Annotated in this window: 24 protein-coding genes; 14 read left to right on the forward strand and 10 right to left on the reverse strand. The window is 69.4% G+C overall.

Features of this window, described 5'->3' with window-relative positions; all coding sequences use genetic code 11:
- Positions 1-23: 23 nt before the first annotated feature.
- The gene (locus tag ACSG06_RS07830) at positions 24-1244 is read left to right on the forward strand and encodes a hypothetical protein (protein WP_440989704.1); all 1221 of its coding nucleotides are present in this window, start codon (positions 24-26) and stop codon (positions 1242-1244) included.
- Positions 1245-1395: 151 nt separating this feature from the next.
- Positions 1396-2262, forward strand: a complete 867-nt coding sequence (locus tag ACSG06_RS07835; RefSeq protein ID WP_440989705.1) for a 2-oxo acid dehydrogenase subunit E2 — start codon at positions 1396-1398, stop codon at positions 2260-2262.
- Positions 2263-2448: 186 nt separating this feature from the next.
- Here ACSG06_RS07835 and ACSG06_RS07840 read toward each other — a convergent pair whose 3' ends face one another.
- The gene (locus ACSG06_RS07840; protein WP_440989706.1) at positions 2449-3783 is read right to left on the reverse strand and encodes a RimK family alpha-L-glutamate ligase; all 1335 of its coding nucleotides are present in this window, start codon (positions 3781-3783) and stop codon (positions 2449-2451) included.
- Positions 3784-3969: 186 nt separating this feature from the next.
- Positions 3970-5079, reverse strand: coding sequence for a pyridoxal-phosphate-dependent aminotransferase family protein (locus ACSG06_RS07845; RefSeq protein ID WP_440989707.1), 1110 nt, complete (start codon positions 5077-5079; stop codon positions 3970-3972).
- Positions 5080-5240: 161 nt separating this feature from the next.
- On the opposite strand from ACSG06_RS07845, the gene ACSG06_RS07850 reads away from it, so the two are divergent.
- Positions 5241-5534 (forward strand): GYD domain-containing protein, encoded by a 294-nt coding sequence (locus tag ACSG06_RS07850; protein WP_440989708.1) that lies wholly within the window; start codon positions 5241-5243, stop codon positions 5532-5534.
- Between the two features lie 82 nt (positions 5535-5616).
- On the forward strand, positions 5617-6414 hold the full coding sequence (locus ACSG06_RS07855; RefSeq protein ID WP_440989709.1) for a GNAT family N-acetyltransferase: 798 nt from the start codon (positions 5617-5619) through the stop codon (positions 6412-6414).
- Positions 6415-6438: 24 nt separating this feature from the next.
- Here the strand turns inward: ACSG06_RS07855 and ACSG06_RS07860 are convergent, their stop codons facing one another.
- Together ACSG06_RS07860 and ACSG06_RS07865 are read right to left on the reverse strand one after the other, a co-directional pair.
- On the reverse strand, positions 6439-7806 hold the full coding sequence (locus tag ACSG06_RS07860) for an NAD(P)/FAD-dependent oxidoreductase (RefSeq protein WP_440989710.1): 1368 nt from the start codon (positions 7804-7806) through the stop codon (positions 6439-6441).
- Between the two features lie 60 nt (positions 7807-7866).
- A complete protein-coding gene (locus ACSG06_RS07865; protein ID WP_440989711.1) occupies positions 7867-8667 on the reverse strand; it encodes a mechanosensitive ion channel family protein in 801 nt (266 codons plus the stop codon).
- A gap of 316 nt (positions 8668-8983) precedes the next feature.
- Here ACSG06_RS07865 and ACSG06_RS07870 point away from each other — a divergent pair, with 316 nt between their 5' ends.
- The 9 genes from ACSG06_RS07870 (at position 8984) to hisD (ending at position 19576) form a co-directional block, all read left to right on the forward strand.
- Positions 8984-10960, forward strand: a complete 1977-nt coding sequence (locus ACSG06_RS07870) for an ABC transporter ATP-binding protein (RefSeq protein ID WP_440989712.1) — start codon at positions 8984-8986, stop codon at positions 10958-10960.
- A 156-nt stretch (positions 10961-11116) separates the two neighbouring features.
- Complete coding sequence (locus tag ACSG06_RS07875; protein WP_440989713.1) at positions 11117-11761, forward strand: SRPBCC family protein; 645 nt, start codon at positions 11117-11119, stop codon at positions 11759-11761.
- On the forward strand, positions 11758-12300 hold the full coding sequence (locus tag ACSG06_RS07880) for a (2Fe-2S)-binding protein (RefSeq protein ID WP_440989714.1): 543 nt from the start codon (positions 11758-11760) through the stop codon (positions 12298-12300). The genes ACSG06_RS07875 and ACSG06_RS07880 overlap by 4 nt, the downstream gene beginning before the upstream one ends.
- 11 nt (positions 12301-12311) lie before the next feature.
- On the forward strand, positions 12312-14768 hold the full coding sequence (locus ACSG06_RS07885) for a xanthine dehydrogenase family protein molybdopterin-binding subunit (protein WP_440990301.1): 2457 nt from the start codon (positions 12312-12314) through the stop codon (positions 14766-14768).
- On the forward strand, positions 14768-15658 hold the full coding sequence (locus ACSG06_RS07890) for an FAD binding domain-containing protein (RefSeq protein WP_440989715.1): 891 nt from the start codon (positions 14768-14770) through the stop codon (positions 15656-15658). Before ACSG06_RS07885 ends, ACSG06_RS07890 begins: the two co-directional genes overlap by 1 nt.
- A 62-nt stretch (positions 15659-15720) precedes the next feature.
- A complete protein-coding gene (locus ACSG06_RS07895) occupies positions 15721-16668 on the forward strand; it encodes an AAA family ATPase (RefSeq protein WP_440989716.1) in 948 nt (315 codons plus the stop codon).
- Positions 16665-17981 (forward strand): VWA domain-containing protein, encoded by a 1317-nt coding sequence (locus ACSG06_RS07900; RefSeq protein WP_440989717.1) that lies wholly within the window; start codon positions 16665-16667, stop codon positions 17979-17981. Before ACSG06_RS07895 ends, ACSG06_RS07900 begins: the two co-directional genes overlap by 4 nt.
- Before the next feature lie 71 nt (positions 17982-18052).
- Positions 18053-18262 carry a hypothetical protein gene (locus ACSG06_RS07905; RefSeq protein WP_440989718.1) on the forward strand — a complete coding sequence of 70 codons (210 nt, stop codon included), beginning with the start codon at positions 18053-18055 and terminating at the stop codon, positions 18260-18262.
- A gap of 42 nt (positions 18263-18304) precedes the next feature.
- Positions 18305-19576, forward strand: coding sequence for a histidinol dehydrogenase (hisD, locus tag ACSG06_RS07910; RefSeq protein ID WP_440989719.1), 1272 nt, complete (start codon positions 18305-18307; stop codon positions 19574-19576).
- A gap of 3 nt (positions 19577-19579) precedes the next feature.
- On the opposite strand, the gene ACSG06_RS07915 is transcribed toward hisD, so the two are convergent.
- On the reverse strand, positions 19580-20722 hold the full coding sequence (locus ACSG06_RS07915) for a PAS domain-containing protein (protein WP_440989720.1): 1143 nt from the start codon (positions 20720-20722) through the stop codon (positions 19580-19582).
- Between the two features lie 96 nt (positions 20723-20818).
- Between ACSG06_RS07915 and ACSG06_RS07920 the strand changes: the two genes are divergently transcribed.
- Positions 20819-21184 carry a HesB/IscA family protein gene (locus ACSG06_RS07920; RefSeq protein WP_440989721.1) on the forward strand — a complete coding sequence of 122 codons (366 nt, stop codon included), beginning with the start codon at positions 20819-20821 and terminating at the stop codon, positions 21182-21184.
- Positions 21185-21433: 249 nt separating this feature from the next.
- On the opposite strand, the gene ACSG06_RS07925 is transcribed toward ACSG06_RS07920, so the two are convergent.
- Genes ACSG06_RS07925 through ACSG06_RS07945 form a run of 5 tightly spaced genes read right to left on the reverse strand, consistent with a single transcriptional unit; the run spans position 21434 to position 24709 of the window.
- Positions 21434-21634, reverse strand: coding sequence for a dodecin (locus tag ACSG06_RS07925; RefSeq protein ID WP_440989722.1), 201 nt, complete (start codon positions 21632-21634; stop codon positions 21434-21436).
- A gap of 35 nt (positions 21635-21669) precedes the next feature.
- Positions 21670-22350, reverse strand: coding sequence for a DUF2238 domain-containing protein (locus ACSG06_RS07930; RefSeq protein ID WP_440989723.1), 681 nt, complete (start codon positions 22348-22350; stop codon positions 21670-21672).
- Positions 22347-23054: a hypothetical protein gene (locus tag ACSG06_RS07935; RefSeq protein WP_440989724.1), complete on the reverse strand. Its 708-nt coding sequence runs from the start codon at positions 23052-23054 to the stop codon at positions 22347-22349. The genes ACSG06_RS07930 and ACSG06_RS07935 overlap by 4 nt, the downstream gene beginning before the upstream one ends.
- A gap of 49 nt (positions 23055-23103) precedes the next feature.
- Positions 23104-24069: a metal-dependent hydrolase gene (locus tag ACSG06_RS07940; RefSeq protein WP_440989725.1), complete on the reverse strand. Its 966-nt coding sequence runs from the start codon at positions 24067-24069 to the stop codon at positions 23104-23106.
- Between the two features lie 58 nt (positions 24070-24127).
- Positions 24128-24709, reverse strand: a complete 582-nt coding sequence (locus ACSG06_RS07945) for a mechanosensitive ion channel family protein (protein ID WP_440989726.1) — start codon at positions 24707-24709, stop codon at positions 24128-24130.
- Positions 24710-24736 lie beyond the last annotated feature (27 nt).

A 24736-nucleotide genomic window follows, 5' to 3' on the forward strand; every position in this document is an offset into this window, starting at 1 on the left:
CGGGCGCACCACCATCGAGTCACGTGTCAGAACAGAACGACCTCCTGCTCTCCTTCGGACTCGACCGGCACCCGCTGTCGGCCGCCGACGAACTGGTCGCGGTGTGCCGCGCGAACGGGTTCGAAATCGCCCCGTTCGACGACGACACCCGCATCGAGTACACCATCAAGGTCGACGGGGAGGACCAGACGCGGTCGGCAACATCGCCCGAGGACGTCGCCGCCGATGGGGCCAGGGACGACGTCTCGAAGGTCGAGTTCCGGTGCGAGTTCGACGGCGTCGAGTGCGTCGTCGTCACCAGCGAACACGAAGCGGGCACGTTCGTGATGGACCTGTTCGCGATGCGGTTCGGCAGGACGCTGTTCGACGGCGACGGCCTCACACGGGAGACGGCCCGGGCGCGTGCGGACCGACTCACCGACTTCGTGGCCGATGCCGCCACCACCTTCGATGCGTGGTACGTCACCGGGCATCGCGACCTGCAACGGAAGAAGATGGCACTCGGTCGCCCGCCCGACAGCGACGTCAGCGAACTGGGCTGGCTGACAGTCTTCGACGACTCGTGGACCGAGGTCGTCGGCGACAGGCAGCGACTGCTCGACGCGCCCGTCTACGAGACACGCGCCCTCGACGACGAGCGGGTGCTGCTCAGGCGCCGCGACGTCCCCGCGGACCTGCGCGACGACGTCGACGACGACGGTCCCGCATCGCTGGCGACGGAGTACGTCTTCGAGGGCATGACCCACGAGGAGGTCCTGACCGAGGCCGGCTTCGAGGCGCGGAAGGCCGAACTCGACGAGCGCACCCACCGGGACCCGTTCCGCGCCTTCGACGACGGTGAGGTCGGGAGCGACGTGCTCGTCTGCCAGTACGACGCACCGTTCGACGTGGCCGAGATCGACTACGACGCCTTCCCGGACGAGATCGATCGCGAGGACTGGTGCTTCGTCCTCGCGGTCCGACGCGAGGGCGACAAACTGTACGGAGCCCGGAACGGCGAGTTCCTGCGGCGACTCGTCGACGACGACGGTCGACCCATCGGCGACCTGCCGCCGGACTGGCCACCCGAGCACGAGCTGGTCTCGATGACCCTCGACGACGGGCTGTTCGACCTGAGTCCCGGCCGGTTCTACATGCCGGACGCCAGCGGGGAGCAGCCGAGCAGTATCTCCAGATTGTTCGGGGTCACGGCCGTTCCCGAGGAGATGAGCCTCTGGGAGGAGATCGAGGCCATCCACGACTGAGCCGGCTGAGAGTCAGCGACTCGATGACCGTCTCGTGGCCGTCATCGCCCGGAAGTTGTCGGGCAGGGAATAAGTAGCCTGCCGAGGCATTCGCCATGCTCGGCCCCGCTCCGGACTCAAACGTTTTCCCGCAGTTCCACGTCCAGCCGGTATGGAAGAGCGCGGTGAGCGCATCGAACGGCTCGCACCGCCCCGTCGTGCGACCGCCGACTACATGCGGGTCGCGGGGGGTCGGAGCAACGTCCACGGCCTCGTCGAGGTCGACGTGACCGAGGCACGGCGACGCATCGACCAGCTCGAGACGGCGACCGGCGAGGCGCCGTCGTTCACCGCGTTCCTCGCGGTCTGCCTCGGGGCCGCCATCGAGGACCATCCGCGGGTCAACGCGTACCGGGACTGGCGCGGGCGACTGCACGTCTTCGAGGACGTCGACGTGAACGTGCTCGTCGAGACGGCCGCCGGTGACGGTGGGGGACTGGGGGTGCCACACGTCCTCCGGGCCGTCGACGATCGGTCGTTGCGCTCCGTCCACGACGAGATACGGCGGGCGCAGGCGTCCCGGGACCCCGCCGGGCTCTCCCGGGTGGAACGCGCGGCGTTCCGGCTCCCCGGGTCCCTTCGCCGGCTCGTCTGGCGACTGCCGCAGTGGTTCCCGCGGCGCTGGAAGTCGCTCGCCGGGACGGTCGCCATCACCTCGGTGGGGATGTTCGGCGACGGCGGCGGCTGGGCGGTCAGCCCGACGAACTACACCGTCCAGCTGACCGTCGGCGGCATCGCGGAGAAGCCACGCCTCGTCGACGGCGAGCTGACGAACCGGGAGCTGCTCTCGCTCACGGTGACGTTCGACCACGACGTCGTCGACGGGGCACAGGCGGCCCGGTTCGTCGACCGGCTCGTGGAGCTCGTCGAGGACGCCCACGGCCTCCCCGCGGAGCCGCAGTCGGCGGCGTCTGGACCGACGTCGAGCATCCGGTCGCGGCTGGCGGCGGCGGTCGACCGGCTGTGGCGACGGGAGTAGCAACCCGCTCGTGCAGTGTCTCGAAGACCGCCTGCTTGCCGTGGGTTCGAGCGTGGGGGACCGGACTATCGGCTGCGGTCCCGCCACGTCCTCGGTGGCGTCGGGCGCTTCGCTGCCGTGCGCCCGCCGACCGTCCCGTCCACACACCCTGCAGTACCCTCGGATAGGGCGACGCCGGGTCGACGGTCACTCCTCGTCCGCAACTTGGACGTGGTCTTCGACCCGGCGACTGACGTCGAGTTGGTAGTTCTTGAGGACGTCGCGGCCGAGCAGGAGCCGGTGGGTCATGCGGGACCTGTCCTCGATGTTCGCGGCGACCGTGTGCTGTCTGCCGCCGATGCCGATCACGAGGTCGACGACCGGTCGTCGGCTGGACTGCTTCGTGCTCCCCGACCGCACGCGAGTCACTTTGTGGATCGGTCCGGCGCCGATGTCGGCGGCGAGACCGATATCGACGCTCGTTCTGGCCGCTCCGGTGTCCGACTTGGCGATGACGGTCTTCGTGCCGCTGGTACCGCTGACGACGACCTGTTCGGTGAACCCGATGGTGATCGCCTGCTCCTCGTGTACCGTCGGGGGGACCGGCTTGCACGACGGAACGGAATCGTCGAGCGTCGATGCGAGAATCCGCACTCGCTCGGAATCGACCGATGCGCCCGCTCGTTCGATGGCCTGCCTGGCGATGTAGGGAGCTGGACTGCGCCCCGTCGCCTCGTAGAGCCCTTTGAACCCGGCAGTGGGGTTCACCTCGAGGATGTACCATCCATCCGTTCCCTGGATGAGGTCGACGCCGGCGTAGTCGAGCCCGACGATTCCGGCGGCCTCGCGGGCGAGGTCGAGCACCGCGTCGGGCGTGGAATCGGTCGCGTCTTCGACCGCGCCACCGAGTGCGACGTTGGTACGCCAGTCGCTCTCGGCTGCGGTCCGGTACATCGCGCCGATGACGGTGTCGTCGACGACGTACACACGGAGGTCCCGCGGTGTCTCGTCCTCCGGCCCGATGAGCTCCTGGAGGAAGGCCCGTCGCTGGCCGACGCTGGCGGTGAGTGGATCGTCGATCTCCACCTTCCACGCGCCACCACCGTGTGTGCCGATGGCAGTCTTGTAGACGGCTTCGTCGTCGAACTCGTGTCTGAGGTCGTTCAGTTGGTCCGTGCTGAGTGCGAACACCGTCCGGGGGACCGGGAGGCCTCCCTCGACGAGACTGGCGGCCGTGGCAGTCTTGTGCGCGGCACGTGCCGTCGCCTCGGGCACGTTGAGCATCGGCCGAATCCGGTCGAGCGTCTGGGCGAGGCCGAGCTCTTCCGAGGGTTGGTCGGTGTTCGAGAGCAGCAGCCGATTCACGATGACGTCCACGTCCGGGGAGAGCGTGGCCCGCCCGTCCGCGAACCGGACGACCGTGTTCTCCGTCCGCAACCACTCGGGGCTGTGCCCCAGCGCCTCCACAGCGTTCAGAATCGCCTTGGTCTCCTTGCTGTTGTGGAGGCTCAGAACGCCGACGCGAACTGGTTCCTCAGGCATGGGTGTGCCTCCAGACACGGGTCGTGTGGTTCGGTCTCATGGAACTCCCCAACCGTACTGACGCCGTGTTGGATGTTATCTCTTGTCACACAAGGGTCGATGAGTTCCTCCCGGGCGGTACTCGTCGACGTCTGGCGATCGTTGGTGGGCCTCCAACGGCCTCGGCGAGCCGTCCGAAGCCCGCGTTCAGAGGCCGGCGACGTCCTCGATGGCGTCGGTCAGTGCGCGGATCGACTCGACGTCGTGCTCGCCCATGTGGCCGATGCGGAACGTCTGCTCGCCGAGCTGGGAGCCGTAGCCGTTCGAGAACGCGAAGTCGTACTCCTCGCTCACCTGCTCGATGGTCCCGGCGACGTCGATGCCCTGCGTGTTCTCGATGCAGGAGACGGTCTGGGACTCGTAGCCCGCCTCGGGGAACATGTCGAAGTGCTCGTGGGCCCACTCCTGGGTGTACGCCGCCATCTCGCGGTGGCGGTCGTCGCGCGCTTCGTGGCCCTCCTCCAGCATGTACTTCATCTGCTTGCGGTAGGCGAGCATGACCGGGATGGCCGGCGTGGAGTGGGTCTGTCCCTTCCGCTCGTAGTAGTCGATGGTGCGCCGGAAGCCGCCGTACCAGGACGAGGTCTCCTTCTCGACCTCGCGCTCGTAGGCGTCGTCGCTGACGACACAGACCGCGAGTCCCGGGGGCATGGCGAACGCCTTCTGGGTCGACGCGAAGATGACGTCGATGCCGTGTTCGTCGATGTCGACGTAGTCGCCGCCGAGCGCGGAGACGGCGTCGACGACGAAGTACGTGTCAGGGTACTCCGCGACCACGTCGCCGATCTCCTCGATCGGGTTGCGGACACCGGTCGAGGACTCGTTCATCACCGTCGCGACCACGTCGTACTGTTCGTCGCTTGACTCGAGTTCGGCGCGGATGTCCGCCGGCTTGACCGCCTGTCCCCACTCGTACTCCAGCCGGTCGACGTCCTTGCCGAGGCGCTCGGCGACGTTGGCGTGGCGTTCGCTGAAGCTCCCACACGTCGGCACGAGGATCTTCTCGTCGACGAGGTTGAGCGTCGACGCCTCCCAGAACTCGGTTCCGGACGCCGTGAGGATGACGACCTCGTTCTCAGTGCCGAGGAACTCCTTCGTATCCTCGACGATGGTCGTGTACAGGTCGGTCATCCGGTCCATCCGGTGGCCGAACATCGGCTGGGCCATCTCCTCGATGACGTCCTCGCGGACCTCGGTCGGACCGGGGATGTACAGCGTCTTCTCGCGGTAATCGTCTCTGTATTCGCGTTTCTCCATGCCGGTGTCCACCTGAGTACGGCCCACTGCGCGGCGAGGTGGCATGGTCCTTGTGATACCGGTCCTTGTGGCGAGGGGTTCGACTGCGGAGTCGTCCGGTAATCCCGACCTATCGGTATACCGTGTGGATACCTATCACGGCTCGTGCCGACTGCTGACCCATGCCGACGTACATCACCCTCTGGGACTACACCCAGGAAGGCATCGAGAGCATCGAGGACAGTCCGGAGCGCCTCGACCGCGCGAAACAGGTCATGGAGTCCGTCGGTGGGGAGCTGCACGGCTTCTACCTCACGATGGGCGAGCACGACATCGTCACCGTCGCCGAGTTCCCTGACGACGACGCGGCCGCGAAGGCGCTGCTCCGCATCAGCCAGTCCGGCAACGTCAGCTCGGAGACGATGAAGGCGTGGCCCGAGGAGGACTACCGCGACCTCATCGCGAACCTGCCCTGACCGCGGGGTGGGTGTCCGACAGTCCGGTCTCCCGACCCCCGCCGGGCGAACAGCTATCAGAGAGAGCGTGCTACTTCGACCCATGCCCGGTCTCGAGGAGTTCGAGCACGACAGACGGCGGCGCATCTACGAGTACGTGGAGTCACGGGGCGCGGTGGAGCCGGAGACTGTGCGTCGGAACGTGCTGGTCACGCCCCAGACGAGCTCGAAGCCCGCTCGGTCGGGCCCGGAGCTCCCCCCGTCGACGCCGATGTCGTTCGAGGAGTTCAGCGGGCACGTCGCCACCCTGGAGCGCGAGGGCTACCTGACCGAACTCGACGGCAAGCTACGGGTCGCACTCCCGATGACCGACGAGGAGACCACGGTCGAACTCGACGGTGTCGAGGCGACGGTCCGGCCCGCCCGCCAGGAGGACATGGACGGCATCGTGGGCGTCGTCGAGACCATCGCGGCCGAGGACGCCTACGCCGTCGCCCGCCGGCTCGCCGACCAGGTCGCCCGCGAGGACGTGCTCCTCCGGCACCACGAGGGCGGGAACCGGGTGTTCTTCGTCGCGACCGTCGACGAGGAGACCGTGGGCTGGCTCCACGTCGAGGTCGTCTCGTCGCCGATGATGGACCACACCGCCGAGCTGACCGTCGGCGTACTGGAGCAGTACCGCGGGCACGGCCTCGGCTCGACGCTCGTGGAGGCCGGGCTCGACTGGGCCCGCGAGCAGGGGCTGCGGAAGGTGTACCAGAGCCTGCCCGCGACGAACGAACGGGCGATCGCGTTCCTCGAGGACGCCGGCTGGTCGGTCGAATCGACGCGCGAGGGCCACTACCAGGTCGACGACGAACTCGTCGACGAGGTCCAGCTGGCCGCCTGGCTGGACGAGTAGCGGTCGTCGGCCCGCCAGCTGCCGTCACCCGCCGGGCTGGACGGCCCGGGGCGCGAGCACCCGCCAGAGGATACCCGGCTGGAACAGCGAGGTCGGCGGCCGCTCCATCATCATCACCCGGACGAAGGCGTCGCGGAGGTGCCCGTCGTCGTGCGCTCTGCGCGTCAGCCTGGAGACGTACCGGTTCAGCAGGTCGGTACCGCGTGGCTTGTCGCCGGTCGTCTCGGGGAACTGGAAGTCAGAGCCGATGGCCAGCTGCCAGGCAACGTCGACGACGTCGCTGGCACGCTCGTAGAACCGTGGGGCGAGCGACGCGTCGTCCGCCACCCCGAGCGCGTCGTGGAGCACGAGGCTCTCCAGCGCGGCGACGGACATGCCCTGCCCGTACAGCGGGTTGAAGCTCGCGATGCCGTCCCCGACGACCAGCAGCCCCTCGGGGAACCAGTCGAGGGCCTCGTACCGTCGGCGGACGTTCGACGGGAACGGGTAGTGCGCGATCTCGTCCCCGACCAGCGTACGCTCGTCGAGCAACCCTGCCACGTCGGGGATGGGGAGCCCGGCGGCGAACCGACGCAGGCCGTCGGGGTCGGCGGGCGGGTGGTCGCCGTGGAACCCTGCCACCGTGACGATCCAGCGGCCGTCCTCGACGGGGAGGACGCCGGCTCCCCGGGGCTCCTCGGTCGACGGCGTCACGAGGTAGGCCGTGTGATCGTCGGGTGGCCGGTCCACGAGGGCGGTGCTGTACGCCAGGTCGATGTGTACCTCGTCGACCGGTGGGGGGTCGAAGCCATTGCGCTCCAGCCACCGCGGCGTCCGACTCGTGCGTCCGGTGGCGTCGACGACCAGCGAGGCGTCGAGTACCGTCCTGGAACCGGCTTCGGTCTCCACCTCGGCACCGGTGACCCTGCCGCCGGGCCGGTCGAGGCGGTAGTCGGTGACACGTGTCTCGGGCCGGACGGTGACGCCGTCGAGGTCGGCGACCCGCGAGCGGAGCAGCTGCTCGTACAGCGGCCGCGTCGCCGCGAAGTGCGGCAACGGGGTCGGGCCCGCCGCCAGGAAGTCACCCTCCGCGAAGAACGCGAGGTCGGTGGCGCTGTCGATCTCCAGGCCGCCGGCCGCCTGCAGGTCGGCACCGTACCCGGGGAACAGCGATTCGAGCGTGGCTCGCCCGGCCTCCAGCAGGACGTGGATGTGACGTGATTGCGGCACGCCTCGACGGGGGACTGGTCCCGTCGGGAGCTCGTCACGTTCGACGACCGTGACCGAGTCGAACGCGTCGGCGAGGACGCGGGCTGCGAGCAGCCCGGCCATGCCACCGCCGAGGACGACGGCGCGCCCGCTCCGTGCAGCTGGCCGGGTCGCGTCGTACTGTGGCGCGGTCGTCAACGTCATGGGTCGATGCGACAGGGTGCCCGGGGGCGGAGCAGCGGCCCGACGGCCGGTGTTGCGCGGTCAGTCCTCGCCGTCGTCCTCGCCGCCGTTGGTGACCTGGTCGGCGCCGCCGTCGGTCGCCTGGCCACCACCGCCGCCGCCGCTGCCGCTGCCGCCGGCGGGCATCGGGGCGGGACTCTGGCCGAGCCAGCCACCGATGTTGTTCGCGACGTAGTCCTTGCCGCCCCAGCCGAACGCGATGCCGAGGGCCAGCGCGATGCCGGCGGCGACGCCCCACGCTGCGGCCTGGGCGAACGTGTACAGGATGGCCACGTCGACACCCATCGTGTCGAGCCCGATCACGATGGCGATGAAGTAGAGGAAGATGCGGGCGCCGTCGGCGAAGAAGTCGGTGTACCGCGTCTCGGTGACCGTCTGGGTCCGGGCGATGGCGTCAGCGAGGAAGTCCGCGAGGACGAACCCGACGACGATGATCAGCAGGCCGACGACGAACGCCGGCAGGTACGAGACCGCGAGGCTGATCCACTCCGAGAGCAGCTCCACGGCGAGGACGTCGGCCGCCGCGAGGATGGCGAGCGCGTAGACGAACCACGCCCCGAGCCGGCCGAACGACCGCGAGACGGCGCGTTCGGTGCCGCCGAGCATCCGTCCGAGCGGCGTCGCGAGCACCAGCCGGTCGAGCTCGATACGGTCGGCGACCCGCGAGATGACCCGGAAGACGAACCTGCCGATGACCCAGCCGACGAGCAGGATGAGGAGCGCGCCGACTAGCCGTGGCGTGAACTCGACGACGCCTGCGAGGGTGTTCTCGAACGCCTCCTGGATGCTGGCCTGAAGTACGATGACTGGTTGTAGTGCCATGGGTAATGAGACGCGAATCGAGCGATTAGTTATAAAGGGATTAGCTCCAGTAAGCTCGGTGCCACGTTCGGTAACACCGTCTGACCGGAGCCGTCGGTCCCGACCGCGGCGACCAGTTCGGTCGCGATACCCTGGAAAGCCGGGGTTATCGCAAACCGGCGACCTCGAGGACGCGAACGGCCGAGCGCTAACCGAAGGTCAGTGCAGTCAGATGGCCGGTAAGCTACGTTCCACGGGCGGTTCGGGGCCGTGTCCCGGTCGGTGGCCCCCGTGACGACCGCACGGTACTTGCTCGTCGGTCGCCTACTCGGTTCGAATGGCGAGCGAGGAGGACGGTGAACGGCCGGCGTTCGCCACCGAGGGGTCGATGTGGCAGCTCTACGGCGAGTACGGCCGGGAGAACGTCCACCTCGCCGTCCTCGGGACGCTGATGGCGCTGCTCGCACGCGGCACCGGCCTCCTCCCGCCGCTGCTGCTGGGGCTGGCCATCGACGCGGTGCTGCTGGGGACGCGACCGTTCGCCCTCCCGGCTGTTCCGGACAGCCTCGTCCCGGCGACGGCCTCGGGGCAGCTCTGGCTCGTGGTGGGGCTGCTCGTCGGGGCGACGCTCCTCGGTGCCGTCGCCTCCTACGCGGGGAGCTACGGCTGGAACCGGTTCGCACAGAACGTCCAGCACCGACTCCGGGTCGACGCCTACGAGCGGCTGCAGGCGCTCGACCGGGCCTTCTTCGACCGGTCTCGTACCGGCGAGCTGCTCTCCGTGCTGAACAACGACGTGAACCAGCTGGAGTCGTTCCTGACCGACGGCGTCAACTCGACGATCCGGCTGCTCGCGCTGGTCGGCGGGGTCGGCCTCGTCCTCGTCCTGCTGAACCCGTGGCTCGCGGCGGTCTCGCTGGTCGCGGTACCGGTGCTGGTGGTGTTCACCGCGGTGTTCGTCCGCCGGGTGCAGCCGAAGTACGCCCGGATGCGTGCCAGCGTCGGCGATCTGAACGCCAGACTCGAGAACAACGTCGCGGGCATCGACGTCATCAAGACCGAGAGCGCCGAGGCCCACGAGGCAGAGCGCGTGCGGGAGGCGTCGTTCGCCTACTACGAGACCAACTGGGACGCCATCAAGACGCGGATCACCTTCTTTCCGGGGCTGTCGCTCGTCTCCGGACTGAGCTTCGCGCTGACGTTCGCCGTCGGCGCGTTCTGGGTGCTCGACGGCCCACCGGCGCCCGCCTCCGGCGTGGTGTCGCCCGGCGAGTTCGTCACGTTCATGCTGTACACCCAGCAGTTCGTCTGGCCGCTCGCGCAGTTCGGCCAGATCGTCAACAGCTACCAGCGCGCCAGGGCCTCCAGCGACCGGGTGTACGGGCTGTTGCAGGCGGAGGGGGCGGTCGCCGACGCGCCGGACGCAGTGGACCTGACCGACGTCGAGGGCGGCATCGAGTACGCGGACGTGACGTTCGGCTACGGTGGCCTCGACTATCCGGCCGACGACCACGACGAAGGTCCGAGCGATGGCGCTGACACCGGACCGGTCGCACCGGAGCCGGTGCTGCAGGGCGTCTCCTTCGACGTCCCGCCGGGCGGCACCGTCGGCATCGTCGGGCCGACGGGGAGCGGGAAGTCGACGCTCGTCAAACTGCTCGTCCGGCTGTACGACCCCGACGAGGGGACGGTGCGCGTGGACGACCACGACGTGCGAGACGTCACCAGGACGAGTCTCCGGCGCGCGGTCGGCTACGTCTCTCAGGAGCCGTTCCTGTTCTACGGGACGGTCCGCGAGAACATCGCCTACGGCACCTTCGACGCGACCGACGAGGAGATAGAGACTGCGGCGCGGCAGGCCGCCGCACACGAGTTCATCGAGAACCTGCCCGACGGCTACGACACGCTCGTCGGGGAACGCGGGGTGCGACTCTCCGGTGGGCAGCGCCAGCGCGTCGCCCTCGCCCGGACGTTCCTCAAGGATCCCGCCATCCTCGTGCTCGACGAGGCGACGAGCCACGTCGACACCGAGACCGAGGCCATCATCCAGCGGAGCCTGCGGGAGCTGGCGGCCGACCGCACGACGGTCGCCATCGCCCACCGGCTCTCGACGGTGAAGGAGGCCGACGAGATACTCGTACTGGAGGGCGGCCGCATCGTCGAGCGCGGCACGCACGAGACGCTGCTCGACGACGACGGCCTCTACGCGAACCTCTGGCGGGTACAGGCCGGTGACTTCGACGAACTACCCGAGTCCTTCTTCGAGGCGGCCATCGCGCGCCGGGCGGCCGTCGAGGGCGGCGAGTCGGACTGAACCGGTTGGCCCTGCGACGGAACCCACCGTAGGCTGCCGGTAACTACCGGGGATTGTTGGATGTCGTCTAGTACCATGGTAACTGTTTTACTGTCACGGACTATCATTTCACACGGCACAGCCTGTCATGGACTGGCACGAGGTGACCACACATACATGGAATTCAGCGGGACATTCGAACTCGAAGATACAACAGTAGACGAGGTATGGCTCGCGCTCTCGGACCCGGTACTCGTCCAGGAATCGTTGCCGGGCTGTACCTTCCTATTGCACGTCGAGGACGACGAGGTCGACTTCGACGAACTGCGCGAGCGGGCGGCGGGCCTGGAGCGGGAGCTCACCAACGACCCCGAGGTCATCGCGGAACGGGCGTTCCGGGAGGGGGAGCGCTACGCCGCCCTGATGCAGGTGAGTGTCGGCCCGGTCAATCCGACGTTCGAGACGGTCGTCGAGATAGACGAGCGCGACCGACCACGGATGCACGCCTCGGGCGAGGGGAGCTCGGGCGACAGCTCCTTCGAGATGTCGTCGTCGATGGCGCTCTCGGAGACCGACGACGGCGACGGCGTCGTGGTCGAGTGGGAGACGGAGGCCGACGTGTTCGGGAAGGTCGCGGGGATGGGACAGCGCGTCATCAACCCCGTCGCCAACCGCATCGTCAAGCGCTTCTTCTCCGCGGTGCAGGAGAAACTCCACGACCTCGGCGTGGAGGACGTATCGTCGTCCGACGAGGACGAGAGTGACGGCCGGAGCCTGGTCGACCGCGTGCTGGGCCGGTCGAAATCGACTGATTCTGAATGACTGAACACGACATCACACTCACGGTCAACGGGGTAGAGCACGACCTGACGGTCGAATCACGGACGCTCCTGGTCCACGCGCTACGCGACGAACTCGGCTACACCGGCACGAACATCGGCTGCGAGAGCAGCATCTGTGGGACCTGCACGGTCCACATGGACGGTGAATCCGTCAAGTCCTGTACCGCGCTGGCGGTGCAGGCCGACGGGGCGGAGATACGCACCGTCGAGGACCTCGGCACGCGCCACGACTTCCACCCGATACAGGAGGGGTTCCAGGAGGAGCAGGGCCTCCAGTGTGGCTACTGCACGCCCGGCATGATGATGACGGCACTCGACATCCTGGAGGAGAACCCGAATCCGACACGCGAGGAGATCCGGGAGGGACTCGAGGGGAACCTCTGTCGCTGCACGGGCTACCAGAACATCGTCAACGCCGTCCAGAACGCCGCCGAGCAGCTGCAGCCAGCGGCGGTCGCGGACGGCGGTGATGCGGACGACGACCCGACGCCGGCGACCGACGGAGGTGAGGAGCTGTGACCGTCGAGTCGATGGACCCGAAGGACGTCGACGCGGCGGACATCCTCGGCTCGGCCATCGAGCGCCGGGAGGACCCCGCGCTGCTGACGGGCAACGCGGAGTACACCGACGACATCCAGATCGACGGGATGCTCCACATGGCCGTCGTCCGTAGCCAGTACGGCCACGCGAACATCCTGGACGTGGACACCAGCGAGGCGGAGGCGATGGACGGTGTCCACGGCGTCTACACCTACGAGGACCTGACCAGCGACGAGACACCGGGAGCGGGCTCGTTCGCCCTGCCGACGGCGTGGCTGCTGGACAGTCTCAAGCAGGTACCACACCAGCTCCTGGCGACGGACAAGGTGCGCCATCAGGGCGATGGCATCGCGGTCGTCGTCGCCGAGGACCGCTACACGGCGCGGGACGCGGCCGGCGCGGTCGACGTGGAGTACGAGCGCCTCGACGCGGTCGTCCACCCCAGCGAGGCGTTCTCCGACGACGCAGAGCAGATACACGACGATGCGGAGGGGAACGTCGCGTTCGACTGGGAGATCGGCGACGCCGAGAAGACCGCCGACGCCTTCGCCGACGCCCCGCACACCGCGAGCATCGACCTGGAGAACCAGCTGCTCATCGCGAACGCGATGGAGCCACGCGCCGCGGTCGCCGACTACAACCCCGGCACGGACGAGCTGGACGTGGCGATGACCACGCAGAACCCGCACGTCCACCGGCTGCTCATGGCGGGCGTCATCGGGCACCCCGAGCACAAGCTGAGCGTGCGAGCGCCGGACGTCGGCGGCGGCTTCGGGAGCAAGATACACCACTACGCCGACGAGGCACTGGTCGCCTGGTGCTCGATGATGCACGAGGCACCGGTGAAGTGGGTCGCGACGCGCTCGGAGACGTACCTCACCGACGCACCCGGTCGGGGCCACGAGACCAAGGGCGAGATCGCGATGGACGACGACGGCAACATCGTCGGCCTCCGCGTGGACACGCAGGCGAACCTCGGCGCGTACCTCTCGACGTTCGCACCCTCGGTGCCGACGTACCTGTACGGCACCCTGCTCTCCGGCCAGTACGACATCCCGGCCATCTACTGCCACGTCAAGGGGGCGTTCACGAACGTCCCACCGGTCGACGCCTATCGGGGCGCGGGACGGCCCGAGGCGTCGTTCCTCGTCGAACGGCTCGTCCACCTCGGCGCGAAGGAGATGGACATGGACACCGTCGAGTTCCGCAAGCAGAACTTCGTCCCCGACGACGCGTTCCCCTACGAGACACAGGTCGCCGTCGTCTACGACAGCGGCGAGTACAACAAGCCGATGGACGAGGCCCTGGAGATGCTCGACTACGAGAACTTCCGCGAGCGCCAGGAGCAGGCCCGCGACGAGGGGAAGTACCTCGGCGTCGGCTTCTCCTGCTACATCGAGGCCTGTGGGCTGGCACCCTCGGAGCTCGCGGGCCAGCTCGGCGCACAGGCCGGGCTCTGGGAGTCCAGCCTCGTCCGGATGCACCCCTCGGGCACGGTGACGGCGTACTGCGGGACCTCCGGCCACGGCCAGGGTCACGGGACGACGTACTCCCAGATTGTCGCGAACGAGCTCGGCGTCCCCTACGACGACGTGGAGGTCGTCGAGGGCGACACCGACGAGATTCCGCAGGGGATGGGCACGTACGGCTCGCGCAGCGCCGCCGTCGGGGGCAGCTCGCTCGTCAAGAGCGCCCAGAAGGTCGTCGAGAAGGGCAAGCAGATCGCCGCCCACCAGCTGGAGGCCGACCCCGAGGACATCGAGTTCGAGAACGGCCAGTACAGCGTCGCCGGTGCGCCGGACCGGAGCCTGTCGATGGCCGACGTCGCCGGGGCGGCCTACCTCGCTCACGACATCCCGGACGATATGGAGCCCGGGCTGGAGGCGACCAGCTTCTACGACCCGGAGAACTTCGTGTTCCCGTTCGGCACGCACGCCGCCATCGTCGAGGTCGACCCCGACTCCGGCGAGATAGAGATCGAGCGCTACGTCGCCGTCGACGACGTGGGCAACCAGATCAACCCGAAGATCGTCGAGGGCCAGATCCACGGCGGCATCGCCCAGGGCGTCGGGCAGGCGCTCTACGAGGGCGCGGAGTACGACGAGAACGCGACCCTCCTCACGGGGTCGATGCAGGACTACGCGGTGCCGAAGGCCGAGCACGTCCCCGAGATGGAGACCGAGTCGACCGTGACGCCGAGCCCGCACAACCCGCTCGGCGTGAAGGGCGTCGGCGAGGCCGGCACCATCGCCGCGCCGCAGGCCATCGTCAACGCCGTCGCGGACGCGCTGGAGCCGTTCGGCGTCGACCACATCGACATGCCGATGGACGCCGAGTCGGTCTGGAGTGCGGTCCAGGCCAACGCCACCGCCGACGGCGGCACGGAGTCGGGCGACGGGAGCGGAACGGACCCCGACACCGCCGCGGACGACGGGGGTGAGCGCTGATGTTCCCCGACGAGTTCGACTACTACGAGGCGACGAGCGTCTCGGAGGCCATCGACCTCATGGAGGAGCACGCCGGCGCGGAGACAGAACTGCTCGCCGGCGGACACAGCCTGCTCCCGGCGATGAAGTCCGGGCTCTCCAGCCCCGACGTGCTCATCGACATCGGCGACGTGGACGAGCTCCACGGCGTCAGCGCAGACGGCGACACGCTCCGCATCGGCGCGATGACCACCTACAGCGACTTCATCGGCGACGACGCGTCCGCGGAGCACGCGCCGGCGCTCTACCACGCCGTCCGGCAGGTCGGCGACACGCAGGTCCGCAACCGCGGGACGCTCGGGGGCAACCTCGCCCACGCCGACCCCGCCTCGGACCTGCCCGGCGCGGCGCTGGCCTCGGACGCGACCATCGTCGTGACCGGCCCGGACCGCGAGCGCCGCATCTCGGCGGACGACTTCTTCTTCGGGATGTACGCGACAGACATCGGACCGGCGGAGCTCGTCACGCAGGTCGAGGTGCCGTCGGCGGCCGACGCCGTCGGCGCGTACGCCAAGAAGCCGTCGCCGTCGTCCGGTTACGCGATGGTCGGCGTCTGCGTGCAGGCCATCGTCGACGGCGGCACCGTCACGACGGTCCGTGTCGGCGCGAACGGCGTCATGGACCACGGCGTCCGGCTGGAGGGCGTCGAGGACGAACTCGCCGGCGAATCGCTCGACGACGACACCATCGAGGCCGCGGCTGGCCGGGCCAGCGAGGGGCTCGACACCGCGATGATGATGTCCGATCTGCAGGCGTCGGCGGAGTTCCGCGAACAGCTCGTCGGCACCTACACGAAGCGCGCGCTCGACCGGGTGCTCGACCGGGCCGCGACGCCCGCCGCAGCCGACTGAACCGCACGTCCCGCCGGGGACGTTTTCGTGCTACAGCCGTTACTCCACCCAGAGACGACGACATGAGCGAGACAGACGGATTCGACGACGTGACCGAGGCCGACATCCGCGCGGCCTTCGACGAGCAGTCGTACGTCGCGGACGACGACATCGTGACGACGGTCCTGCTCGCCCTGCGGCTCGGCCGCCCGTTGCTCATCGAGGGCGAACCCGGCGCGGGCAAGACCGAGCTGGCGAAGGTGCTGGCCGGCGGCTTCGACGCCGACCTCGTCCGCCTGCAGTGCTACGAGGGCCTCGCCGCCGAGAACGCGCTGTACGAGTGGAACTACACGAAGCAACTGCTCGCCGTGCAGGCCGGCGAGGGCGGCGTCGACGGCGGCGGCACGGACGCCGACGACGGCCCAGACGAGTCCGTCTTCTCCGAACCCTACCTGCTCGAACGGCCGCTCCTGAAGGCACTCCGTGGCGAAGGCCGTCGCGTCCTCCTCGTCGACGAGGTCGACCGGGCCGACGAGGCGTTCGAGGCGCTGCTGCTGGAGGTGCTCTCGGACTTCCAGGTCTCGGTGCCCGAGCTCGGCACCATCGCCGCGAGCACGCCGCCGATCGTCGTCGTCACGTCGAACCGGACACGGCCGCTGAGCGACGCGCTCAAGCGTCGCTGCCTCTACCTGCACGTCTCGCCGCCGAGCTTCGAGAAGGAGCGAGAGATCCTCTCACGCAAGGTTCCAGAGCTGCACGACGCCGTCGCCGCCGAACTCTGTGGCATCGTGGGCCGTCTCCGCGAGGAACCCCTCAGGAAGCCGCCGGGTGCGGCCGAGACCATCGACTGGGCGCGTGCGGTCGCCACGCTCAGGGAGAACGGCGGCCCCGATTCGCTCTCCCGCGACGAGGTCCGGCGGACCCTCGGCGCGGTGCTGAAGGAGGTCGAGGACGTCGAGCGCGTGGACGACGACCTGCTCGACTCGCTCGTCGAGGCGGCACGGGCCGCGCGGGAGGCCGCCGAGTCGTGAGCGACGACACAGCGGAGCCCCGCGAGCCGGTCGACGGCGAGACCGTCGCTCGCGCCACCGACCACGTTCGCGACGAGCTGGTCAGGTTCGCCCGCGCGCTCCGACGAGCCGGGGCATCGGTGCCCGCGAACGCGGCGACGACGGCCGCCCGGTCGCTCGTCGTGGTCGGGTTCGCCGACGAGGACCGCGCCAGGGCGGCGATCCGGGCGACACTCGTCACCGACCCGCGCGACGCCGACGCGTTCGACCGCATGTTCCCCGAGTTCTGGCGACGGCTCACCGCCGGGCTGGGCGAGACCGGGCCGGCGGAGCGGTGGGACGACCCGCCGGAGGGTGCTCTGGCACCGCTCGGCGGCGAACCGGGCGACGGCGAGGAGCCCGAGATGGCCGACGAGACCGCGGCGGAGCCCGACGACGACAGCGAGCGCGGCGGCGCGTGGCGTTCCGCGTCGCTCGCGTCGCACGTCGAGGACGATGACGACGACCCCCTGGCCGTCTCGCGGTACAGTCCGACCGGCTCGCCCTCGCCCGTCGAGGGGGTCCCGCCGCTCGCCCCGCACGACGAGCTCGACAGCGCGGTGGACGAATTGACGGCCGCACTCGCCACCCTCCGGGGACGGGCGTGGGACACAGCCGGCGACCGCCGAGCCGACGCGCGCCGCGCGCTCCGGGCCAGCGTCGGCACCGGCGGCACGGTCGTCTCGCTCCCGACCCGGGACCGGAAGCGGAGCGAGGTCCGGGCGACCTGGCTGGTCGACGTGAGCCGGTCCGTGCTGGACACGATGGACCGGGGGTTCCTGCTCGACACGCTCGGTCGGACCCGGACGGCGTGGCGCGACTGCCGCGTGTTCTTCTTCGACGAGGATGTCCGCGAGGTCACGTCGGCGTTCGACGAGGGCACCGCCGGCGGCGCTACCACCGCACTCGCCGACGCGGAAGCCGAGTGGGGCGGCGGTACCCGCATCGGCGACTCGCTCGCGGAACTGCGCGCACGGTCTCCGGACGCGGTCGACAACCGCACCGTCGTCTTCGTCGTCAGCGACGGGCTGGAGATGGGCGACGTGTCGGCGCTGGAGCGCGAACTCGCGTGGCTCTCTTCGCGTGCCGCCGCCGTCGTCTGGTGCAACCCGCTCGCCGCGTCCCCGGGCTTCGAGCCCACCGCCCAGGGGATGGCCGCCGCACTCCCGTTCGTCACCGGCCCGTTCGCGTTCGCCGACCCCGACGACGTTGCCGAGCTCGCCCGCCAGCTGCGGGCACAGGGGCCGGGCGGCCGCGTCGGCTACGAGTTCGACCCACGGCGCGAGGACGCCTGACCCGCGGGCAACGGCTCGCGCCGGCCCGACCGTTCCAAAACGGGTTAGACGTCGGAGCACGGACTCCGGGTATGGACCGGGACCGGTACGTCACGCTCGCGCTCGTCGCCTTCGGGCTCGTCCTCGTCGGCTTCGTGCTGCTGGGCTTCGGCCGCATCTTCCTCGGCTACCACACCGCACAGCTGCTGTCGGCCCCGTTCGGGCTCACCGGCTTCGCGCTCGTCGTCGTGCTGTTCCTCGACGGCATCCGGACGGTCGCCCGGGGACGCGCCGGCGAGTGACCGAACGCAACCGTTTTTCGCACACCGTCCGAAGCCGCGTCCATGAACGTACGAGCAGTCGCCGACCTCGGCCCCGACGAGCGCCGCGCGTTCTTCGAGCGCGACGCGGGCGTCGACGCCGTCCGGAGCGACGTTGCGGCCATCGTCGACCGGGTGCGCGAGGAGGGCGACGTGGCGGTCCGTGAGTTCTGCGCCGAGTTCGACGACGTGCAGGTCGCGAACCTGGACGTGACAGACCAGTGTGAACGGGCGTACGAGGCCATCGACGACGAGGTCCGCGAGGCCGTCGAGACGGCGGCCGCGAACGTCCGCGAGTTCCACGAGGCGCAGGTCCCCGAGGACTGGCGCGACGACTTCGACGGGCGCGAGCTGGGTCGGCGATTCCGCCCGCTCCAGCGCGTCGGCGTCTACGCACCAGGCGGGACCGCCGCGTACCCGTCGTCGGTCATCATGGGCGTCGTCCCGGCCGTCGTCGCGGGCGTCGAGGAGGTCGTCGTCTGTACGCCCCCCGCCGACGAGCTGAATCCCGTCACGCTGGCGGCTATCCACGTCGCCGGTGCCGACGAGGTGTACTCCGTCGGCGGCGCGCAGGCGGTCGCCGCCATGGCCTACGGCACCGAGTCCATCCCGGCGGTCCAGAAGGTCGTCGGGCCGGGCAACCGCTGGGTGACCGCCGCGAAGGCCGCGGTGCAGGGCGATGTCGACATCGACTTCCTCGCCGGCCCGTCGGAGGTGCTGGTGCTCGCCGACGAGACGGCCGAACCCGCGTTCGTCGCCGCCGACCTCGTCGCGCAGGCCGAACACGACGAGCACGCCTCCGTCGTCTGTGTCACCGACGACGAGGCCGTCGCCGAGGCCATCACGGCCGAGGTCGAGTCACAGGTCGCCGACGCCGACCGCGAGGACGTGGCCCGCGAGGCGCTCGAACGCGACGCCTCGGGCGTGCTCGTCGCCCGGTCGATGAGCGAGGCCATCCTCTTCGCCGAGGAGTACGCGGCGGAACACCTCTCCATCCAGACCGACGACGAGGAGGCCGTCCTCGACCGCATCGACAGCGCTGGCAGCGTGTTCCTCGGGCCGTACACGCCGGTCGCGGCCGGCGACTACGCCTCCGGGACGAACCACGTGCTACCGACCGGCGGGGGCGCGAAGCGTCACGGCGGGCTCTCGGTCGACCACTTCCTGCGCTCGACCACCGTACAGCGCCTCGACCGGGACGCGCTGGACGCGCTCTCGGACACCGTCACGACGCTCGCCGACGCGGAGGGCCTGGGCGCACACGCCGACAGCGTGCGTCGGCGGTTCGAGAAGTAGCCGTCACCCGTCCTCGTCGATACCGACCCCGATACCGCAGATACCGATGGCCTCGCCGTCCTCGTCGGTCAGCAGCGACGCGCTGATGCGCCGCAGGTCGAGCTCGCCGGACTTCTTCTTCATCCGCGCCTCGTAGGTCACCGTCTCGCCATCGAGCACGCGCTCGACCACGGCCTCCACCTTCGGGACGTCCTCCTCGGCGAATATCTCGTCGATCTCGATGTCCCGGAGCTCCTCGCTCGAGTAGCCGCTCACCGCCTCGAGCTCGCGGTTCCAGCGCCAGCCCGAGCCGTCGAGGTTCGCGACGTAGAACACGTGGGGGAGCGCGTCGAGCGCGGCGTCGAACAGCTCCTCCTCCTCGCTGAGACGCTGTTCGGCCTCGACGCGCTCGGTCACGTCCCGCGTGTTGATGACGAACCCCTCGATGGCCGGGTGGTCGAGTCGGTTCGCGCCCTTCGACTCCAGGTGGCGCCACTCGCCGTCGGCGTGCTGCAGCCGATAGCTGACCGATGGCGTCGCGCTCGGGTCCGCGACCATGCGGTCGAACGCGTCGGTCACCGTCGACCGGTCCTCGGGGTGGACCATGTCGAACGAGGGTTCGCCGATGAGCGCCTCGGGCTCGTAGCCGAGCACGTCGCGCGTCGACGGGCTGGTGTACTCGAAGTACCCGTTCTCGTCGAGGACGGTGACGAGGTCCGAGGAGTGCTCGATGAGCGCCTGGTACCGGTTCCGGGTGTGGGTCCGCTCGCGTTCGGCCCGCCGCTTGGCCACGGCGTTCTCGATGCGGTTCGCGAGGACCGTGTACTGGTCGGTGCCCGCACCCTTCTGGAGGTACTCCGTCGCGCCGGTCGAGAGTGCCCGACTCGCGATCTCCTCGCTCCCCTTCCCGGTGAACAGGACGAACGGGAGCTCCGGGTCGTGCTCTCGGACCCGCTCCAGCAGGTCGAGGCCGTCCATCTCGGGCATCTCGTAGTCGCTGACGATGCAGTCGACGTGGCCGTTCTCCCGTAGACAGGTCAACGCTTCCGACCCGGATTCGGCGCTCTCGACCGCGATGTCCTCCCCCTCCCGTTCCAACAACGTCCTCGTCAGGTCGAGCAACGCGTCGTCGTCGTCAACGTGGAGGACAGTGATTGTCCCCGACATCTACCGGCGAGAGACGCGGCGGTAGCTTGAAACTACCGGCAGAACCACCCCCAGTGTGCAACAGGGTTAACATCCCACGGGACCGTACGGGGATGTATGAGCACGGGCACCGCGGACGGGGAGTCCTCCCCGCGCATCGAGGTGACGGAGACGGCCGCCGACGAGGCCCTCTCGTTGCTCGACGGCGAGGGGCTCGACACCGACGAGGCGGGCCTGCGACTGTTCGTCCAGCAGGGCGGCTGTGCCGGCCTCTCCTACGGGATGCGCTTCGACGACGAGCCGGAACCGGACGACACCATCTACGAGCACCACGGCCTGCGCGTCTTCGTCGACCCGTCGAGCCTGAACTACGTCGAGGGCAGCGTCCTCGACTTCGAGGGCGGACTGCAGGGCGCCGGCTTCCACGTCGAGAACCCGAACGTCGTCTCGGAGTGCGGCTGCGGCGAGTCGTTCCGGACGTGAGCGCGTTCCCGGCGGCCTCGCTCGTCTAGCGGCAGCATTCTACGTCGTCTCCCGAGCGCAGCGATGCGTCTCCCGCCGCCTGTGCCGTATCGTCCGTCAGGTCGCGTGACCTCGTCATGGACGAGTCGCTGCTCGAGGCAGGTGCTCGAATCCGTCCTGTGGGAAAAATTCGGTCCTGGGCGGCTGGTGTGTCCCCGTTCGACGACGACGAACGGTCACGGGACCATCTACCGGTGAGACGTCGTCGCTCTACCCGTCCAGCTCGAACGCCACCGTCACCTCCGCCTGGTACTCCCGGTCCGACACCGACGCGATCTCGACGCCCAGCTCCTCCACCTCGACCCAGTGGACGTTGTCTATCGTGTCCTGGGCGCGGTCGATGGCGTCGTCCGCGGCGTCCTCGAAGCTCTCCGAACTCGTCCCGATGAGCGTGATCTTCTTGAAGACCATATCCGTGTGGTAGCACGGGGCATGCAAACTTAAAGCTACGTCGCGCCGCCGGCCGATTCGTCGTCCCGGCGGTCGAGTCGGTCCCGGAGCGCACCCGCCACGTCGGTCAGGTACGCCTGCCCCCAGACCGCGACGACGAGACCGCCCGCCGTGTTGAACAGCAGGTCGAGCATCGTGTCTTCCACGCCGAACTGGATGAGGAAGCCGTCGCTCCCCGTCCACGCGGTGACGATGCCGATGCCGAACTCGAGCAGCTCCCAGACGACGCCGAACGCCATCACGAACGAGAGGATGAACACGAACATGAACCGGGACGGGATGTCGATGTCCGGGTTGTGCTCGTCGAGCGCGCGGACCGTGGTGTAGCCGACGGCGGCGACCAGCGACGACGAGAGCGCGTGGGTCATGTGGTCCCACCAGGTGGTGCTCCGGTAGGGCGTGGTCCCGGTGCCGGGGATGCCGACGGTTCCGAACGCGTGGAGGAACGCCGCGGTGGTGATCCACAGTGTGAGGCCCGCGTCGAGGGAGATGCCGTAGTCGCGTTCGAGCAGCGACGGGAGCTGGGTGACCCCGAGGCCGAGTAGCGTGTTGACGACGATACCCGGGTTCCCGCGTTCGACGCCGATGAACAGCAGGCCGACGAGGCTGAGCTGCATGGCTCGGGTCAGGCCGCGCTGGTGGCGCTCCGTGATGCCGACGCGGTCGCGCAGTCTCACTTCTCACGCACCTCGAGGTCGAACTGTTCCTGGAGTTCGTCCGACACCTCCTCGACCATCGCGAGCGACCGGCGCGCGGTGTGGTCCTGCCGGCGGAAGTACGCCTCGAACGTGATGCCGGCGAGGATACCCGCGGCGGCGGAGTAGACGAACTCGAGCATCAGCGGGTCGAGCTCCGTGTAGAAGCCCGTGCCGATGTAGATGTGCGCGAGCCACCTGACGACCGCCCAGACACCAGCCGCGGCCAGTGTCAGCACGACGACCGTGAGGACGGCGAACCCCGAGGTGAGCTTGACCGGGGTGAACACGTGCAGTTCGACGACGACGATGAGTGCGAAGGCGGCCACCGAGACGTACGCGGCCGTACTGGACACCGGCGAGGTCGAGAGGAACTCCTGTACCGCGGGCATCGTCGCGAGCACGAGGTCGTTCACCAGCCCGCGGAACAGCGCGGTCCGGCCGAGAACGGGCAGCGCGGCGAGCAGCAACACCTCCCAGGGAAGCATCACGAGCCAGCGTCGATGTGTCAGTGGCGGGAGGACGGCGACGGCGGCGACCGCCAGTGCGAACACCGTCCAGAGCCAGTCACCGAGGACGACCTCCTCGATGGCTGCCAGGACGACGATGGCGACGAGCAACCACGAGAGAACGGCGTTCAACCGGTGTTCCTCGAACAGTCGATCCAGGTCCCGTCGTTCCGTCATACGGTAGCACGTGGGGCCGGGGGTACAAGAGTCTGTATTCGCCGGCGACTCACACGAACACGTAGAGCGTGCCGTAGGCGAGGAGCGCCAGCGTGACCGCCGCGAGCCCGGTCGTGACGGAGCTGACGCCGTGGTCGGCGACCGACCGTCGCAGCGTGTCCAGTGCCACGCTCGTCCTGGTCGGTGCGGCGACGGGCACCGCCAGCACGGTCCCCACCGCGACGATGGAGAACACGAAGTGGTAGGAGACGTCGAGCGTCGGCGGTGGGAGCAGGAAGAAGACGCCCCCGTAGGCGAGGCCCGCAGCCGCCCGGGGCTGTACTCGTGGGCGACGGTCGGTCACCCAGCAGAACGCAAGCAAGGCGGCCCAGATGACCGCCAGCTCCAGTGCGAACGCGCCGAGCAGGTGGAGCGTCGGGTCGGCCGAGAGCGCGACGCGACCGGTGAGGACCGTGGCGTCGAGCGGCCAGAGCATCGCCGGCGGCTCGCCCGTGAACAGGTCGCCGAAGGGGTGCGAGGCCAGTCCGGCGAGCGCCACCGCGAAGGTCGTCCGTCCGTCGAGCTGGCTGCTCTCGCGGACGACGGCCGCGACGGCCACGCCGGCGAGCGAGAACGCGCCGAGGACGACGAGCCCGAGCAGTCCGTGGAGCGCCGTGGCGACGACGGTCACCCCGCCGAGCAGGACGAAGCCGGCGACCGTCGCGCGGGTCGCGTGGCGGCCGCGCACCACGACGAGCGCGAACGCGAGGGCCGCGACCGGGGCGACGACGAGCGAGTGGGTCATCGAGCGGTGGACGACGGTGCTGGCGGACCAGAACGCGGTCGTCACCGAGAACACCCCGTCGATCTCCGCGCCGGCGAGGCCGGTGAGCGCGTACACCATGTCCACGTCGGGCACCGCGGCGAACGCTCCCGCGGCGGCGCCGGCGGCCAGCGCGCGCCTCGGTGGCGCGTCGAGAGCACGTGCGAGCGTCGCGACGAGTGCGAACGCCAGCAGCGAGTGCCCGAGCATCATGTCAGGTTCTGTACGCCGCGGCGAGGCATAAGTCACTCGCCGAGCGTGCGAATCCGTCTCAGTCGTCGGCCACGCTCGCGTCGCTCGGCTCGCCCCGCTTCGTCCACTTCTTCTCGATCTCGGCGTTGCCGCGGACGACGGTGTCGCCGTCGACGGCGAACCGGGTCTTGCGGAGCTCGATGGTGGTCACCTCGCCGCTGACGTCGCCGACGGTCACCTCGTCGCCCGGGTTGAAGTCGGGGTCCCGGAGCAGGTAGACGCCGGCGACAGCGTCGGCGATCATGCCCGAGAGCGCGTAGGAGACGCCGAGCGCGATGAAGCCGGCCGAGGTACCCAGTGCGGCGGCGAGCTCGGACAGCCCCACCACGGAGAGGAACGAGAGCGCGACCGCGAACCAGAGCACGACCGCGACGACGGTCGAGAGGAACTGGCGATACACGGGTGCCTCGCCGGGGAGCGCCCGCACGAGCACCCGGCGCACCACGAGCATGACGAGCTTCACGAGCAGGCCCGCGATGACGAGGAACACGACGCCTGCGAGCACCTTCGGGAGTGCCTCGGTGATGTCGGTGACGAACAGGTCGAGCGAGCGTTCGACGAGCTCGAGCACGCCGCTCGGTGGGTCTGGCTGGTCCTGCATGGCCCGACCCTGGGCTCCCGGGATGGT

The organism is Haloarchaeobius baliensis (genome assembly GCF_052060055.1).
Classification (GTDB): domain Archaea; phylum Halobacteriota; class Halobacteria; order Halobacteriales; family Natrialbaceae; genus Haloarchaeobius; species Haloarchaeobius baliensis.

Coding starts and splice junctions, on each gene's coding strand:
- ACSG06_RS07835 (WP_440989705.1), top strand. CDS start 1,396: ATGGAAGAGCGCGGTGAGCGCATCGAACGGCTCGCACCGCCCCGTCGT.
- ACSG06_RS07920 (WP_440989721.1), top strand. CDS start 20,819: ATGAGCACGGGCACCGCGGACGGGGAGTCCTCCCCGCGCATCGAGGTG.
- ACSG06_RS07945 (WP_440989726.1), bottom strand. CDS start 24,709: ATGCAGGACCAGCCAGACCCACCGAGCGGCGTGCTCGAGCTCGTCGAA.
- ACSG06_RS07875 (WP_440989713.1), top strand. CDS start 11,117: ATGGAATTCAGCGGGACATTCGAACTCGAAGATACAACAGTAGACGAG.
- ACSG06_RS07865 (WP_440989711.1), bottom strand. CDS start 8,667: ATGGCACTACAACCAGTCATCGTACTTCAGGCCAGCATCCAGGAGGCG.
- ACSG06_RS07885 (WP_440990301.1), top strand. CDS start 12,312: ATGGACCCGAAGGACGTCGACGCGGCGGACATCCTCGGCTCGGCCATC.
- ACSG06_RS07860 (WP_440989710.1), bottom strand. CDS start 7,806: ATGACGTTGACGACCGCGCCACAGTACGACGCGACCCGGCCAGCTGCA.
- ACSG06_RS07845 (WP_440989707.1), bottom strand. CDS start 5,079: ATGGAGAAACGCGAATACAGAGACGATTACCGCGAGAAGACGCTGTAC.
- ACSG06_RS07940 (WP_440989725.1), bottom strand. CDS start 24,069: ATGATGCTCGGGCACTCGCTGCTGGCGTTCGCACTCGTCGCGACGCTC.
- ACSG06_RS07935 (WP_440989724.1), bottom strand. CDS start 23,054: ATGACGGAACGACGGGACCTGGATCGACTGTTCGAGGAACACCGGTTG.
- ACSG06_RS07905 (WP_440989718.1), top strand. CDS start 18,053: ATGGACCGGGACCGGTACGTCACGCTCGCGCTCGTCGCCTTCGGGCTC.
- ACSG06_RS07925 (WP_440989722.1), bottom strand. CDS start 21,634: ATGGTCTTCAAGAAGATCACGCTCATCGGGACGAGTTCGGAGAGCTTC.
- ACSG06_RS07840 (WP_440989706.1), bottom strand. CDS start 3,783: ATGCCTGAGGAACCAGTTCGCGTCGGCGTTCTGAGCCTCCACAACAGC.
- ACSG06_RS07880 (WP_440989714.1), top strand. CDS start 11,758: ATGACTGAACACGACATCACACTCACGGTCAACGGGGTAGAGCACGAC.
- ACSG06_RS07895 (WP_440989716.1), top strand. CDS start 15,721: ATGAGCGAGACAGACGGATTCGACGACGTGACCGAGGCCGACATCCGC.
- ACSG06_RS07890 (WP_440989715.1), top strand. CDS start 14,768: ATGTTCCCCGACGAGTTCGACTACTACGAGGCGACGAGCGTCTCGGAG.
- ACSG06_RS07855 (WP_440989709.1), top strand. CDS start 5,617: ATGCCCGGTCTCGAGGAGTTCGAGCACGACAGACGGCGGCGCATCTAC.
- ACSG06_RS07870 (WP_440989712.1), top strand. CDS start 8,984: ATGGCGAGCGAGGAGGACGGTGAACGGCCGGCGTTCGCCACCGAGGGG.
- ACSG06_RS07915 (WP_440989720.1), bottom strand. CDS start 20,722: ATGTCGGGGACAATCACTGTCCTCCACGTTGACGACGACGACGCGTTG.
- ACSG06_RS07850 (WP_440989708.1), top strand. CDS start 5,241: ATGCCGACGTACATCACCCTCTGGGACTACACCCAGGAAGGCATCGAG.
- hisD (WP_440989719.1), top strand. CDS start 18,305: ATGAACGTACGAGCAGTCGCCGACCTCGGCCCCGACGAGCGCCGCGCG.